Source organism: Roseovarius sp. M141 (assembly GCF_024355225.1).
Taxonomy (GTDB): Bacteria; Pseudomonadota; Alphaproteobacteria; order Rhodobacterales; family Rhodobacteraceae; genus Roseovarius.
The window spans coordinates 1165609-1181912 of sequence record NZ_VCNH01000008.1; the positions used below are offsets into that span (position 1 = coordinate 1165609).

Consider the following 16304-nt stretch of genomic DNA (forward strand, 5'->3'; position numbering starts at 1 on the left):
GGAAGACCGATCGCAAGCTTATCAAGAGCTTCAAGCCGACTGAAAAAACCTCTGCGAAGACGCTGGGGAAGGTAGCCGCACTTGGTATCAGGTAAGTGAAAGAGCTCGCTCACGCTCGCAGTGCAGAGAGCAAGAACACATCAACCTCAGATCCGCCTTCACGTGACCCCTAGGGCCTAGAGATTACGTTTGACCAGGTTTGAAGCAGTATATTGACTATCTGCGGGTCTATCATGGTTTCAATCCAGACGTCGACACGATCACAGGGTGTTGGCCTGTGATGGTAAGCGGCGCATCCGACTGTGAAAGCAGCGCAGCCCTCAGCTTCGACGCCGGATGATTCAGAAAAGGGCGATAGTTTTGGCACCATCTTTGGGGATGCTTCGAACCGTCGTTTGCGCGGGCCGAAGGCTTTCGAAGATGGGATGTAGGTGCCGTTGGCAACACAAAGGCCAATCAGCTCCTCAGACGGGGCAGGGGCGGCGGCGGCACCAGCTTTTGAAAGGCGTCCAGCCCGTCTTGTAGGCGAGACTGGTATTTTCCGCCGTGGCCTGGCGTGCGTAGCCGCGGGCGGTGTCGACCAACCGGTCGAGCGTTCCCGGAGCCTGCGACCATCGCGGGGACAGACATGGGCGACGGGTCACTGCTTTTGCGGTGTGGTTCATCAAGATCGATGTTGGGCAGGTTTGTTGCACCTTGATCAGCCGGGCGACATCTCTCAGCTGCTTTCGCAGGGGAGGGCCGCACAGATTGCATCCGAGGATGATTTCTCGAATTTTTCCGGTGATTTTTTGAGCCATTCCATTTTTTGAGCCATTCCAAAGAGTATCCCTTTGCCTCCGATAATTCAGATTATTGGACGTACAAGGATCTCGCGAGGCGAGGCGGTTTTCTACCTGTCCAATAGCATAAAGCGCCGTTATGGGATAGGTTGACTTGCATGACCCAGCTGCCTGAACATGATCCTGACGCACTCCCAAACCCGATCCTGCCGTCCTGGATCTTCGACCGACCGACGCCAGACTGCCGTGAAGACGCTGCGTTTTCCAGCGGAGCGTCGCTTTCGCTGCTGCACGTATTGCTCTGCGACCCGGGCCGTGGCGTGCCGGTCGATCTTCTCAGGAGCCGGATGGCGCTGCGCGCCGCCGTCAACGGCAGCAAGATCGAGGGCAGGCGGGTGACGGGGGCCGAGCTGCGCGATGCCTATCTTCTCACCCTCCCCGGGGATGCGATGGGCCCTGATGGCGATATGCTGGCGTTCTGGCGCCTGGGCACGGCGATCTCTCTCCAACATGCCGGATGGCAAGGGCGATTGCAGGATTTGATGTCGGAAGACATCCAAGAGCACCTCCCGAACTGGGTTGATCAGACCGAAAATATGCAGGGCAACCCGGTCGCGAAATCCGTTTCGATCATGACCAGGATCGCTCGAACCTTCCCGCGGCAGGAAGCAGTCGGCCTCCTTTGCGCCGACATCGTTCTGGCCGGGTCGCTTGGCTGGGCGCGACCGCTGCCGCTGTTCGGTTTGCATGTGAATCGCAAGATCTTGCGCGCCGCCAGCGAAGGGGGGGATATTGGACCCACGTGTCACGCCGCTATCGCGGACGCCGCGCAGGATGCTGTCCGATTGGCGCATGATCTGGCGCGGCGCGCAGCCCGGCTTCGCGATGTTGCCCCAAGGCTGCGGTCTAAGGGGGCGGACGAGGCCATCAGCCTCTTCCTGACAGAAGACGCGGTCCTGCCATCTACTATGTTGTCGCCGACGATAAGCGGGTCAAAAACGCCCATGACATCCCGCTCTGCGCGGCGGCTGTGCGAACGTCTGATCGGGCTTGGCGTCATCCGCGAACTTACTGGTCGGGCGACCTTCCGGTTCTATGGAGTGGCGTAATGGTGGTGGCGCGCAAACAAGACGAAGACCTGGAGGTGCTGGATCGCGAACTGGACGAACTGCCAGCAGAACTGCGCTGGCGCGAATGGATGAACCGCATCGAGGCGGTGATCTTTGCCAGCAGCAAACCGGTGGGGCGCGAGGCGTTACAACTGGTCGTGGGGCAGGGTGCGAACATTGATCTGCTCATCAAAGACATTCAGGCCGATTTGAAAGCCAAGCCTTATGAGATCGTTCCCGTTGCGGGTGCTTGGATGTTCCGGACGCGGTCACATTACGCAACGGCGATCCGAAAATCGGCTGACGTTGTGGAGCAACAGCACAACTTCTCGGAAGAGGAGATGGCGGTGCTTTGTGCCATCGCCCACCACCAGCCGATTGACAGGGCCGGGCTGGCAGACATCTTTGGCAAGGAGATCAACCGCGATCTGCTCGGTCGGCTGCGCTACAAGGGACTGATTGGCAATGGACCGAAAAGCCCGCGACCGGGTGCGCCGCATACGTTTGTGACTACGGATGAGTTCTTGGTGACGTTTGATCTGCAGACGTTGCGAGACCTGTCTGAACACGATCTATCAGGTCTGTGCTTTTAGTATCCACGCCCCGGAGGATACGATCATGCAATATGACACCGGCAAGCATTGCGTGTTTGACCATCGGTATCATCTGATCTGGTCAACCTAGTACTGTTTCACAGTGCTCACCGGCCAGATGCGCCTGCGTGTGCGCGACATCTGCCGTCAGGTCAGCAGTTGATGACCGGGTCGGCTTTGTCCGGGGCTTGGATCGTGACTCCGATCTTGTACCGGCGATCAGGATGGGTCGGATGATGAAAAGACCCCGGGAAGAATTCCGCTCACTATATCGGCCAGCCTTATGACAATACCGAGGGTGGCGGATTCCCTCGCCGGTCGGATGGAGGACATCAGGCTTCTGACGCTCTCGCAAACTGAAATTCTGGGCAAGAAATCAAGATTCATCGACAGAGCGTGCGCGGCGCAGAAGCCTTTCGTGGATCACATGATCATAGGGAATGATCTAGCTGAGACCGTCCTGACGGGCGGGTATCGAGAGACGTTCGGCGAGACCGAGTGTGATGCGATTTGAAGTTGTTGGCGCCCAGTGTCAGCTACAATACTGGGACTTATCGCAGCGTTGGCATCTCGGCGTGTGAGTTCAACGGGTGGCCGCTTTACTTTGGCTATTGAGAAAGATGGAGTGTCCAGCATGAAGTATCTTCAGCGCGCATTTTACACCGATAAACAGAAGTGTGAAATGTGGGATCGGTGGCAGCGGGGAGAGTTGCTGAGTCCGATCAGGCGTAGCTTTGATCGCGCCTCGTCGTCGGTCTCCCCGTATCTGGCACGGACAGGACGCATCCGGCCGCCGATCCCGTTTCGCCTTGAGGTTGATTGAACGCGAGGAGATTTCCCGAGGCCTCGTGACCAAACACTCGCTTCGCTCCATCACGCGAACCGTTAAACGGTCGCCTTCGACAATCAGCCGAGAGGTTCGCAGGAAAAGTGGGCGGCAAAGCGTCATCACCGCCCTTATTAATCAGGCGCGCAAGCTGCCCAAGGACCTGTATCGGTCGCCGACATGGGGCCGCGGGTCAGAGATGGCAGGGCGCCGTAAGTTCACAATGGCGACCAATATCGACGTCCATTTTTGCGATCCACAGTCGCCGTGGCAGAGAGGAAGCAACGAAAACACCAACCGTCTTCTTCGGCAATACGTTCCCGAAGGCATTGATATATCAGGCTTTAGTCAAACCAAACTGAGCGCCATCGCAAGGCAACTCAACGAGCGGCCCAGAAAGACCTTGCAATATCAGACACCAGCCAGAGAAGTTTGAACAGTGTGTTGCCGCGATCCTTTGAACCCGCTGCGACAAAGCTGTCGTTTGAACAATCGCTATTGGGCGGCTCGAAACATAGGAAACAGGGGGGCGCCTGGTCGGCTTTGATCAGGCCCATTTCTTTGAAACCATAACGTTTATGCAGCGACAAATTTGCTGGGTTTGTTGACTCCAAATAGGCTGGTCTTCCGTCTTCGTCGCAGCGCCTGAGACAGGCCTCAAGCAATGTGGAACCTGACCCAAGTGTCAGACCGCTCAGGACATTAGCAGATTCACTTCGGTCTGATGTTCTAAGCAATGCAGGACTCATGGCCTTTCTCAGCGCACGTAATCAAGTTGGAGCATGCAGGCCGGAAACCCTCGTTGTCAAATGCGCGATATATCCTCCCGCTTGAGCAATGATGGGTGACTGCCTTGGGCTCCGTCCGACCAATCGCCGCATATCGGTGCAGTATCTTCTTGCAGATCCGGCACCGTCAGTTGTGATCACGATAGCTGGGCTTCTCAGAACTTGGGCTCAACGAAAAGGCGTGTATTTGCGGCAAATGCGTCGGTGTCTGTTTGTGAATCTTTGCGACATATATTCCAAAAACCAACAGCGCATTGAAGCCATCAACACCCCTTGATAGCAGCCCTCAGGCCGACCTGATCCATCCTGAATCCGATGACGGCATTTTTTCGATCTGCGGTTGCCCGCGCATTTTGGGTGCCCGGAATCGTGCCGGGCCGCGCTAAAAAGTGAGGTGAATGTCGGTTTTCGGGCATTTGTGTCGATTTACAGTACCGGGGCTTCGACCACCCAAGTCAAGCTGCTTCGTGGTTAACGTCAGGTTAGTTGAAGTTTGACGAACTCCTAAGACCGACTGCTGCGGGACTGCCGCGTGCGCGACTCAAATAGGCGACCGAGCGCCTGAAATAGGGGAGGAATAATATGAGATTTTCATGGAAGACGGTGCTTAGCCGACGCAGGATGTCCTTTGCCGGGCTGATGCTGGCTGCCCTGCCCATAGCTGTTTCAGCGCAAAGCACGACCGAGACCGGGACGGCGATCAATAAGAATGAAATAACCTTCACGTCGTGGACAGGCCCTTACATGCGCAGCCAGATGCTGGGTTTTGTGCGCCCGTATGAAAGCGAGGCCAACACTCGCGTCAATGTTGCGCGCTACAATGGTGGCATCGATGAAATTCGCGATCAGGTGGAAAGCGCTAATGTGATCTGGGACGTGGTTGACCTTACCCAGGCCGATAGCCTGCGGGCCTGCAAGGAGGGGCTGCTGGAAGATCTTTCGGATATCAATTTGCCTGATGGCAAGGACGGCAGCGCGGCCAGCGATGATTTCGTTGAAGGCGCGCTGAACGAATGCGGTGTGGGTGTGATCGTCTGGGCAACGGCCTTTGCCTACAGCAACCCGGACTTTCAGGAAAATCCGCCGACCAGCATCGCGGATTTCTTTGACGTGGACACCTACCCCGGCGCGCGTGCGATCCGTGATGATCCGACGGTGATCATGGAATGGGCGCTTATGGCCGACGGTGTGCCGCGCGAGGACGTCTATCCAACGCTGGAAACACCCGAAGGGGTGGAGCGCGCGTTCAAGAAAATGGAAACGATCCGCGCGGGCTTGCAACTCTGGCAAGCGGGCCGCGAGCCGGTGCGGATGCTGAACGCGGGCGAAGTTGCAATGTCGATGATCTGGGCCACAACCGGGATGACGGCATCAATGGAAGAGGGCGCAGACTTCACCGTGATCATGGATGGCCGTGTGGTGGAAGTAGACCTGTTCGGCATTCCCAAGGGCAGCCGTTTCAAGGAAGAGGCGATGGATTTCATCCGTTATGCCAGCAGCACCGAAGCCCTGGCCGAGATGGTGTCCTATCTGCCAAACGGCCCGACGCGAAAATCGTCGCTGGCGTTACTGTCTGATGAATCGCTGAACCAGATCCCGAACGGACCAGCCTATGAAGACAAGATACATATCCTGTCAGACGCCGGGTGGTGGGCCGAAAACCATTCCCGATTGGAGGAAAAGTTCGACATCTGGATGTCAGCCGGGGCGCGACAGGGTCCGGCGGGAACGGTTCGTTGAGCCGCCAACAGGATAAAAGGGGTAACAAAAAATGAGTGAAGAATCATCTAATAAACCAGATAATCTGGTTGCCAGTTCGGGGTTATTCAAGGGAATGAACCCTCTGATGGGCATCTTGTCGATGCTCATGATCATAGGTTTTGTCGCCTTTACCATCATGGATGTGGAGCGGTCTTCCGAGGTATTTGCATCGGGCAAGAATTTTATTATCGGCACCATGGACTGGTTCTATGTGCTGGTGGTCAATGCCGCGCTTTTCTTTGTCATCTGGCTGATGATCAGCCGGTTCGGCGATGTAAAGCTGGGCAAGGACGATGACGAGCCCGATTTCTCCACCTTCTCGTGGATCTGCATGCTTTTCAGCGCGGGTTTGGGATCGGGCCTGATCTACTGGGGCGTCGCCGAGCCGATGACCCACATTCAGGGCAGCCCGTTCATGGAGCGTTCGGGCGCGGCAGCGGGCAGCGTGGATGCCGCGATTTCGGCGGTGGCTGTCACTAACTTCCACTGGGGGTTCCACGGCTGGGGTCTCTATGTGCTGGTGGGGCTGAGTCTGGCCTATTTCTCGTATCGCCGCGACCTGCCGCTGACCTTGCGCACGGCGCTGTACCCGGTGCTGAAAGAGCGCATCTATGGCCCCTTGGGGCATCTGGTGGATCTCATCGGTGTCTTCGGCACGATCTTCGGTCTGGCCACGTCATTGGGTCTGGGTGTTACCCCGATTGCCGCGGGCCTCGAGAATCTCGGCTGGATGACAAATACGCAGACCAATCAGCTGATCCTTGTGGCGATCATCACCTGTCTGGGGACCGCGTCAGCGGCATCCGGTGTGGGCAAGGGTGTGCGCATCCTGTCCGAGGTCAATGTCATGGCATCTATGGGCCTGCTGGTGCTTTTCATCATCCTGGGGCCAACAGCATTCCTGCTGGGCCTCACCATTTCAGGTTTCGGTGACTACATCTGGAACGTTATCCCGATGGGTTTCTGGATCAATGGCGATCCTGAAGTGCAATGGCAGGGCTGGTGGACGCTCTTCTACTGGGGCTGGTGGATTGCATGGTGCCCGTTTGTGGGACTGTTCATCGCGCGTGTTTCCAAAGGCCGCACCATCCGGCAGTTCTGCTTTTGCGTTCTGCTGATCCCGACCTCGGTGGTGACGCTGTGGATGGGGGTCTTTGGCGGTGCTGCCGCCGGGGTGGACCTGTTCTATCAGGCCGGAGTCGTGGATGCGGTCAACAATGACTATGCATCCGGCGTCTTCGCAACGGTCCAGGGGTTTGGCTATACTTGGCTCACCTATCCGATCACTGTACTGATCACGGTTCTCTTGATTTCGTGGTTTGTTACGTCGTCGGATTCGGGCACGCTGGTGATGTGTACGATGCTGTCGATGGGCGATGAAAACCCGCCGGTGAAGTTCCGGATCTTCTGGGGCCTGACGTCGGGCATCGTGGCCGGTGTGCTCATGCTGGCAGGTGGCCTGAGCGCCCTGCAAACCGCGTCGATCGTGGCCGGATTGCCTATCGCCGTGATCATTCTGTTGATGATCTACGGAATCGTGAAATCCCTTCACGAAGATCACCCGGTACCGGATGTTGAGGACAAATACGCTATGGAGTTCCTCAACCGCTAAGGCGATCTCGCCACAATCGGAACCATGGTATTGGGCGGATAGCTCCGCCCAATACGACCTGAACCACCACCGGCAAATGCCGGTCGGATCAAAAGGGAACGGTTTCAACCGTTCCCTTTTTTGCGCTTTGGTGCATGTTTGGTTGCCTTCGATCACGTACGAGGCCCGCCGCTGATATATCGGCACGTGTCCTACCCCGGCCACGCTCTACTTCTTTGTGGGGCTGATCGGTGGTAGAATATATTCGTATATCGGCGGTCTGGATGCGCCGAAACCTGTTCAGACGCGTACGCCAAAGCCAGCGCGAAAAACCGGGTCCGCCGCCGACGTATGTCAGCGCATCCTGACACCACAAGGAGAACCACAATGTACAAGCACATCCTGATTTCCACCGACGGATCCGAACTGGCCATGAGGGGCGTCGAACATGGTCTGGGCCTGGCCAAGGAAAACGCCAGCAAGGTCACGGTCATCACCGTCAGCCAGCCCTACCCCCTGCAAAGCGCGGCAACCTTCGATTCCTGGAACGACGCGCAGCGCGAGCATGCCGAAAGCGCCCTGACGGTCGCCCAGACCGCCGCCCAGCGGCACGGCGTCGAAATCCAGGTGCATCAGGGCGTTGACGATACCCCCGCCGAGGCGATCGTCGATGCGGCGATAACGCTGAAATGCGATCTGATCGTCATGGCCTCGCACGGGCGCCGCGGCCTCAGCCGCCTGCTGCTGGGCAGCCAGACCTCCGAAGTGGTCAGCCATAGCCCGGTTCCGGTTCTGGTGGTCCGCTAGGGTCTCTGCCGGCGTTGCCCTGCACAGATCCGGCAAGACCGCATAGGCCTGTCCTGCCCAGCCCCTTGCGGCAAGGCGTTACGCCAGAGGGAGGCCAGCATGGAACATGTTGGGCAAATTCTACATCGACGGCGCGTGGATTGCGTCCGTGTCGGTTGGTTCTGTTGCGTTAAAGCATTTCGCCTTAAATGAGTGCCTCAAGTTTAAGGCGGAACGCTTTAGGTTTGCGTGTCCGCAGAATGGGCAATGAGACGCTGCCGCACAACCGCGCGACAGATAACACCAGCGGCCGTTCCCGCGAACGCAGGTTTCGTCCACATGCCACTGGATGCCGCGTCATCAGAGAGCCGCACAGACCAATCTATACATAATATCAGAACCCTGACGCCGTTAACGCAACAGAACGCGAACCGGGTGCTTGTAGTTGGACCGTGCGGTTGTTAACGTCCGCCTCGATCAGCCATGCCGCTGCGGCACTGCCGAAAGCCTAGCCAACAGACCGCATAAAGCATGAAGAGGCAGGCAATGGCGATCGATGAGGTAAGCTCACAGGCGGTGTGCAAGGCCGACCCGCACGTAAAGACAAAGACCCCTGAAAATTTTGTTTCGACCCCGCGGAAAAAACGTGCTTCGCCTTGGCGGATACTGAAACCCGTTCAGGCACAGATTAAGCTTGCCATGGCGATTTCGGCCGGTTCGGCGGTGTTCGGGCTGGCAGTTATGTTACAACTGATGATGGTTGTTCAGCGCCTTGTTGCGGATCCGAATACGGTGCCTTGGCTTTGGTTTGCGGGCGCCGCGATCTGCACCGTGGCTGCCTATGTTGCCCGGCTCGGCGCGTTTAATCAGGCGCATTATGCGGCTTTCCGGTTAGAGCGGGTTTTGCGCACCGGCTTGGCCGAACGTCTGGCGCGGGTGTCTCTTGGGTATGTTGAAACACAGGGTGCTGGCGCGCTGGCCAAGGTGATCCATGACGATGTGAAGGCACTGCATGTCTTTGTGGCGGACAGTACGCCGCTTTATGCACGTGCCTACGTGACGCCGGTGGTCACGCTGGCGCTGCTGGTCGCGCTGGATTGGCGGCTGGCGCTGGTGACGCTGGTGGTTTTGGGGTTGGGGTACGGTATCCTGAGCGGAGCACAACGGCGGCGTCGCGACATGGTGCGCAAATACAATGCCGCGCGCGAAAAAGTCAGCGCCGCGGTGGTGGAATACGTTCAGGCAATGCCGGTCGTGCGCAACTTTGACAGCGGCAAGATGAGCTTTGGGCGGTATCAAGATGCTTTGGACGGCTATCTAACGGTAATGTTGGATTGGTACCGCGCCGCCGGATTTCCGGCGCGGTTCTCGTGGTTGGTGCTAAGCCCGATGCCGACGCTGACGCTTGTGTTGGGGATGGGGCTTTGGTTGACGTCGATGGGTGATCTGTCTGTGTCCCGCTGGCTGGGTGTGCTGTTGATTTGCACCGGCATGGCCGAGGCGATGATGCCAATGATGATGCTGCGCCACATGATCGAGAAAGTCGCCCTAAGCGTAGCGCGCATCGAAGAGGTAATGAACGCCCCCGAACTGGGACAGGGCGCACAGGCAGAATTGCACACGCCTCCAATGCTGGACCCGGATGCGCCAGCGTTGCGGTTTGAAAATGTGACGTTTTCGTATGGTTCTGATTTGGACCCCGCGCTGCGCAATATCAGTTTCTCGGTCGCAGAGGGCAGCGTTACCGCGCTCGTTGGCCCTTCAGGCGCAGGCAAAACGACCGTCGCCCGTTTGGTCCCGCGGTTTTGGGATGTGACTGCGGGGGCTATTTCATTGGGGGGGCACGATATTCGGGACATGAGCCCGAACCAATTGATGGAACACGTCGCCTTTGTGTTTCAGGAAAGTTTTTTATTTGCTGACACAATCGCGGCGAATATTCGGATCGGCAAACCCCAGGCGAGCGATGCCGAAGTGATCGCCGCAGCGACCGCTGCGCAAGCGGATGGGTTCATTCGCGACTTGCCGCAGGGATACGAGACACCAGTAGGTGAACGCGGTGTTTTCTTGTCGGGTGGCCAACGTCAACGGATCGCGATTGCGCGTGCGTTGTTGCAAAGCCGCCCAATTCTGGTCCTTGACGAGGCGACGGCCTTTGCTGATCCGGAAAACGAAGCCGAGTTGATTGCGGCGCTTTCTGAACTGATGTGTGGGCGCACCGTCATCATGGTGGCCCATCGTTTGGCGACGATTCGTGATGCGGATCAGATTTTGGTTTTCGATCGCGGGCAGATTGCCGAACGTGGCGTCCATGACGATTTGGTCGCGCAGGGCGGGGTCTACGCGCGCCTTTGGAACAATTATGAACAGGCGCAAAACTGGTCACTGGGCGGTGCACGAACCCCAGATGCGACCGCGCACGGGATGGTGAAATGATGCAGAAAGCCACGAATGTACCGCCGCGCAATACAAGCGCGAGTTCTTTTGTCACGACCTTTCGCCAGCTTGCCGCAAGCGTCGGGCCGCAAGCCGCGCCCGGGCTGCGCCGATCGCTGGCAGGGCTGATTGCCGCCGCCGCCCTTCAGGGGTTTGGCCTGGCCGCTATTGCACCACTGTTTACCGCTGCCGCGACGGACCCTGACCTGGGCCGTGCGCTGGTTTGGTTTGGTGTCATGATCGCCCTCATGGGGGCCGCATCGGCGTTGCGCTGGTTCGCCCAAGGGTTTGATTTCGATGGGCGCATGGTGCGCGCGACGTGGCGCTTGCGCGGACAGTTAGGTGCAAAGCTGCGTGAAATTCCACTGGAGCAACTGCAAAACAAACGTGCCGGTGAACTGAATTCGATGGTGTTGGGCAATGTCGACGAGAACCTGCTTTATGCGCTGACTGTGCTAAATTTGGTGTTCACGGCGATCGTGACGCCACTATGCGCGGCGCTGGGGATTGTGCTGTTTGACTGGCGACTGGGGGTGTTGCTGCTGTTGATCTTTCCGGCCATCGTTCCGCTTTATCGCTGGCGCAGGCCCGCGTTGGGGCGCGGTAAACGGATTTTGGGCCAAGCGCACCAAGAGGCCAGCGCCGATGTGTTGGAATACACGCAAGGTCTTGCGATTCTGCGCGCCGCTGGGCGCGCCGGCGAAAAGGCAGAGCGGCTTTCGCAGACTTTTCACAAGCTGGAATCGATACAGGCCTTTGGCCATCGCAAGGGCGCCAAGCCGAACATCATCGTCGCAAGCGTTGTGGAACTGGGTCTGGTCGTGGTGTTGGGTATCGGGGTATGGCTTGTGGTCGCAGGAAGCCTGCATGCCGCCACGCTTGGCGCGATCTTTGTGATTGTGGTTCGGCTGTCCGAACCCCTTTCGACATTCATCCTATACACCGCGATGTTAGAGGTAATGGAAGCCGCGCTTGAACGGATCGGTGCGCTGATGGCGACGCAGCCGTTGTCCCAAACCCAGCCCGCGTTGGTCCCTACGGAATACGGGATCCGGTTTCAGGACGTCGGGTTCACCTATGCCCAAGCAAACAGGCAGGCGATCTGCGCGTTCAGTGCCGATTTGCCCGAGCGGTCGCTAACCGCGTTGGTTGGGCAGTCGGGCTGTGGTAAGACCACGCTGACCCGGCTGCTTCTGCGGCATTTTGATCCGCAGCAAGGCGCGGTGGCGATCGGTGGCGTTGATCTGCGCCAAATCCCGGCGGACCGTATCAACAGCCTGATTTCCGTTGTGTTTCAGGATGTCTATTTGTTCAATGACACGGTTCTTGCGAACATCCGTTTGGGTCGCCCTGAAGCCAGCGATGACGAGGTCCTCGCGGCCGCCAAGGCCGCGCAATGTCTGGATTTCATCGAACGGCTGCCGCAGGGCTGGCAGACCCCATTGGGTGAAATCGGCGGGCGGCTATCGGGCGGCGAGCGGCAGCGGATTTCAATCGCGCGTGCCCTGCTTAAGGATGCGCCTATCATCATTTTAGACGAACCGACTGCGGCGTTGGATACCGAAAGCGAGCTGGCGGTTCAACGCGCGCTTGATGCGCTGGTGGCCCGCAAAACGGTGATCGTGATTGCGCACCGGCTGTCCACAATCTTTGGCGCGGACCAGATCCTTGTGGTCGAACAGGGCGCATTGGCGCAGGCCGGAAAGCACGCAGAGCTGCTGGCCAAAGGGGGACGCTACGCCCGGATGTGGGCCGCGCAGGGTGCGATTAAAAAATGGTCTGTGGCCAGTTGATCGGCGGCGCGTGGCTGATGGGGTCATCCATGATGATCACATCAAGCCCAAAGACACGTTGCAGCAACGGGGGCGCCCTCGGCCACGATTTGCCCTCGGCCATGACGACAAGCCTGACTAAGGTCGTGCAGCATCACGACAATCGTCCGACCGCGTGCGCGGTTTTGCTAGTTCATCGCCGTCGCGTCATGGACGCGTGGCCAGAACGGGCCCGCGTGGGGCGTTGCTGCCTGGCCGAAGCATGTCAGAGTGATCGATGGCCTTCAAGGTATAATTTAGTATTATAGTCAGGTATTTTCCTGTTCCAATCTGCACCCTAGGGGGGCGATGCAAAAAAAAGGGTTTCTCGCCTGGGTGTTTCGTCCCCGAGTTTGATGGTGCGATCTTTTCGTTGGAATGAAAGGAAGCATTCTGGGGCAGATACTTCGCGGACGCGCTTCGATCCCTTTAAGGGTGTTTGTCGCGGCGGTCAGACTTCGGGAAGCGCCTCACGACGCCCTCCGGGAGAAGCAATCATCGCCAAACCCGATGGTCCGCGAGCCGCCGTATCTTACACGTGTCGATTCACGGGCCTGTCCATTTTCATAAGATTGGGGGGGGGGGGCGAAAACGGCCCCCCATGCGCTATGTCTACGAGATCAGAAATTCCCTTGGATACCGATCCCGATCATGCGCGGCGATGTCATGCTGGCTTGTGTGAATGGAACGGTGCCGCGAGCAGCCTGTTTCAACACGGGCGCGCGTTCATCAAAGATGTTGTTGACGAAGCCATAAAACTCAAACCCATCTTTGATTGCATAGCTCATGCGCATGTCCACAAGCGTATAATCGCCGACCTTGTACGCGGCGCTATTGGCTGTGTCCGAGTAGTATCCGTCAACGAAGCGCACCTGCCCGCCAAGGTTGAAGCGATCTGTGATGTCCCAACTGGCGCCAAGCGTCAGTGTCGCACCGGGTGCGCGGGCGAACTCGTTCCCCTCAAAGCTTGTCGCGGCGGGGAAACCCGTAATTTCGGTCGCAAGAAGCCCAAGGCCCGCGTTCAGCTGCAATGTATTGGTCGCCTGCCAATCCACCGCCATCTCGAGGCCCCAGGCCTCTGCCTCGTCCGCGTTGATGGTGTGAATATATGTGGTCCCGCCCACAGTCTGCATGATGTTATACTGGTAGTCTTTGTAACGCGCATAGAACAAGTTGCTGGTCAGCAGCAACCGGTCCTCCAGCAGGCTGGCCCGGGTGAAAAGTTCGTAGTTCCAGACGGTTTCGTCTTTGTATTCCTCCCAGTCCCGGGAAGAGACGAAATCCAGCGATACACCGCCGGGATTGTATCCTTTCGACACCAGACCACCCACGGTCCAGTTTGGATTGACCTCATAGGCCAGCGAGATTTTCGGCAGGACCGCGTCGAACGTTTCCCCGTAGTTGAGGTCGCTGTCGGCAAAGACCGGCGAGACAACGCCGGTGCGGGTGATTTCGTCGCGCTGATAGCGTAATCCGCCTGTCAGGGTCCAGTCCGGGGCAAAGCGCCAGCTGATTTCCCCGTATATACCGAGGTTTTTCTTAGTGTCGTCAAAGGTGGAAATCCCGCCTTGGTTGAGCCTGTCATCTTGATTGGTGTGGGCGTAATAGAGCCCGGCAAAGCCGCTTAGCACGTCGTCGGGTGTGCCGAAGGTGAGTGTGGTTTCGTTGCTCCAATTGTCACGCTGGATGTCAGCGTCACCTGCCGCCGCAACGCCGACGCGGCGATCGATATCAGAGCCCGTCCACTGCAATTTATTGGCCAGCGTCATGCCGCCCATGTTATAGTTCGCGTCCAAAATTACCGTGTCGGAAACCTGATGCCAGCCGGGCATGAACATCGTGCTCGAATCCAGATCATCATAGGGCGGCGCCGCGCCTTCCGAACTGGGGCTGGTGCTGTCGGTGCGGCTATAGGTCAGCATAACCTCAAGCCCTGCAATCTCGGACGGTGCCCAGAGCAGTTTGGCGCGGCCATTGATTGTTTCAAAGTTCTGGCCGATTTCGTTCTGAATGAAGGCCGCACCGTTATAGTTGATGAACGTATCTCGGGCGCTGTAGTCCAATGCGACACGCATCGCGAAATCCTGCCACAGCGGAGTGTTGAGCATCAGGGACGCGCGGTTTTGGTCGTAGTCGCCAAATTCGAGACGATAGGCGCCTTCGCGTTCGAATATCGGGTCGTTGGTATTCACCACGATGGCGCCGCCAATGGCATTGGCGCCCTGCGACGTGGTTTGCGGGCCTCGGAAAACCTCGATGCTTTCGACATCCCAGGCAGAGGTCGCGCCAAAGTAGAAGGCGTTGTAATCCAGGTACTGGCCGTCAAGGTTGATCGTCGCGCGGGGGACAGTGCCGCCGAAGAAGGCGTTTGCGCCGGTATGCGGCCCCTCGGAGTTGTTGCCCCGAATGATCGGTGCACTAACGTTTTCCGGATAAAACACATTGGGCGTGCCCGCGATAACCGCCTGCACGTCGGGATTTCCGGGCGCGTCGTCGTTGATATCCTCCGCAGTATAAAGCGAGACCGAGGATGCGGTATCCATCAGATCGCGCTCGACCTTTTCGCCTTTCAAGGTCAGCGTGCCCAGATTGTAAGACAGCGCGGTCTGCTCTTGCGCGAAGGATGGCGTGGCGCAGATGGCGATGGTCAGAAGGCTGGTACCGCGCATCAGGCGCGCGTGTGCGGTGCGGTTCATGGTGTCCCCCAAGAATTGTGATATTCCTTGGCTGGCGTGGGTCACCCGTTCGCTGGCAGATATATTGGCCCGCTCCTTGCATATCGTCCTGGTTATGTCAATCTGAGAACGGGGCGCAGAAGCGCTGTTTCGGGCATGTGTGCATTTACGGGCGCGCCATATCAGCGCCTAACACGCGGGCATTTTGCCCCTCCCTCGCATCACGGCTGCCTCTCTGTCCGCTACGTCGCATTCGGGTCGGCTTGGGCCGTATTGGGTGTTTGGTGGGCCTCGAACTTGCCGCGGGGAATCACCATGGGCCGCCCGGTCATCGGGTCGGGCATCACCAGTGCAGACAGGTCGAACACCTCGCGCATGAGGGTTTCTGACACGATGTCAGACGGCGGGCCTTCGGCGACAACGGCACCATCGCGCATGGCCACCACATGATCAGCGTAGCGAAAGGCAAGGTTCAACTCGTGCAGCACCACGACAATGGTGCGCCCGCCAGCGTTAAGGCGGGCCAACATCTCAAGCAGGTCAACCTGGTGAACAATATCAAGAAAGGTCGTTGGTTCGTCCAGCAGCAGGATCGGCGTTTCCTGAGCCAGCGCCATGGCAATCCATACCCGCTGCCGCTGCCCTCCGGACAGATCTGCAAGGGGGCGTTCGGCTAGGTCCGCCGTGCCGGTGACGGCCAGCGCTTTCGCGACGGCTTCTTGATCTTGGGGGGACCATTGCCTCAGAAAGCTTTGATGCGGAAACCGCCCGCGTGCCACCAGATCCGCCACAGTGATTCCATCTGGCGCAATGGGTTGCTGGGGCAGCAATCCCAACAGTCGCGCCACCTCTCGCGACGGCATCTGGCTTATCGCCTTGCCGTCCAACACCACTTGACCCCGCTCCGGCGAAAGCAGCCTGGCAAGCGCCCGCAATAGCGTGGATTTGCCACAGGCGTTGGGGCCGACGATTGCGGTGAAAGCACCGTCAGGCACGGCCAGCGAAAGATCGCGCGAAATCACGCGCGCCTCGTATCGCAGGGTCACATTTTCGGCGCGCAAACGGCTGCTCATGGAGGCATCCTGCAAATTCATGACAATTTCTCTCGTGTATTGCATCGCGCACCGCGCTCTGCAATATGGTCGG

At 58.2% G+C, this 16304-nt stretch carries 10 protein-coding genes and 1 pseudogene; 8 read left to right on the forward strand and 3 right to left on the reverse strand.

Features of this window, described 5'->3' with window-relative positions; translation table 11 throughout:
- Positions 1 to 464: 464 nt before the first annotated feature.
- Entirely contained in the window at positions 465 to 800 is a 336-nt protein-coding gene (locus FGD77_RS09755) for a hypothetical protein (protein ID WP_255009009.1), read from the reverse strand.
- A 140-nt stretch (positions 801 to 940) separates the two neighbouring features.
- On the opposite strand from FGD77_RS09755, the gene FGD77_RS09760 reads away from it, so the two are divergent.
- From FGD77_RS09760 to FGD77_RS09795, 8 genes and pseudogenes are all read left to right on the forward strand, one after another.
- Entirely contained in the window at positions 941 to 1891 is a 951-nt protein-coding gene (locus FGD77_RS09760) for a DUF1403 family protein (protein WP_255009011.1), read from the forward strand.
- The gene (locus FGD77_RS09765; protein ID WP_255009022.1) at positions 1891 to 2484 is read left to right on the forward strand and encodes an SMC-Scp complex subunit ScpB; all 594 of its coding nucleotides are present in this window, start codon (positions 1891 to 1893) and stop codon (positions 2482 to 2484) included. The genes FGD77_RS09760 and FGD77_RS09765 overlap by 1 nt, the downstream gene beginning before the upstream one ends.
- A 634-nt stretch (positions 2485 to 3118) precedes the next feature.
- Positions 3119 to 3746, forward strand: a pseudogene (locus FGD77_RS09770) (IS30 family transposase).
- Positions 3747 to 4680: 934 nt separating this feature from the next.
- Positions 4681 to 5838: an extracellular solute-binding protein gene (locus FGD77_RS09775; RefSeq protein ID WP_255009024.1), complete on the forward strand. Its 1158-nt coding sequence runs from the start codon at positions 4681 to 4683 to the stop codon at positions 5836 to 5838.
- Between the two features lie 106 nt (positions 5839 to 5944).
- A complete protein-coding gene (locus FGD77_RS09780; protein WP_255009026.1) occupies positions 5945 to 7471 on the forward strand; it encodes a BCCT family transporter in 1527 nt (508 codons plus the stop codon).
- A 366-nt stretch (positions 7472 to 7837) separates the two neighbouring features.
- Positions 7838 to 8257, forward strand: a complete 420-nt coding sequence (locus tag FGD77_RS09785) for a universal stress protein (protein ID WP_255009029.1) — start codon at positions 7838 to 7840, stop codon at positions 8255 to 8257.
- A gap of 678 nt (positions 8258 to 8935) precedes the next feature.
- Entirely contained in the window at positions 8936 to 10672 is a 1737-nt protein-coding gene (locus FGD77_RS09790; protein ID WP_255009031.1) for an ABC transporter ATP-binding protein, read from the forward strand.
- Entirely contained in the window at positions 10669 to 12465 is a 1797-nt protein-coding gene (locus FGD77_RS09795; RefSeq protein ID WP_255009033.1) for an ABC transporter ATP-binding protein, read from the forward strand. Before FGD77_RS09790 ends, FGD77_RS09795 begins: the two co-directional genes overlap by 4 nt.
- Positions 12466 to 13103: 638 nt before the next feature.
- Here FGD77_RS09795 and FGD77_RS09800 read toward each other — a convergent pair.
- Both FGD77_RS09800 and FGD77_RS09805 read right to left on the reverse strand, forming a co-directional pair.
- Positions 13104 to 15179: a TonB-dependent receptor gene (locus FGD77_RS09800; RefSeq protein ID WP_255009034.1), complete on the reverse strand. Its 2076-nt coding sequence runs from the start codon at positions 15177 to 15179 to the stop codon at positions 13104 to 13106.
- 221 nt (positions 15180 to 15400) lie between these two features.
- Positions 15401 to 16231 carry an ABC transporter ATP-binding protein gene (locus tag FGD77_RS09805; protein WP_255009035.1) on the reverse strand — a complete coding sequence of 277 codons (831 nt, stop codon included), beginning with the start codon at positions 16229 to 16231 and terminating at the stop codon, positions 15401 to 15403.
- Positions 16232 to 16304 lie beyond the last annotated feature (73 nt).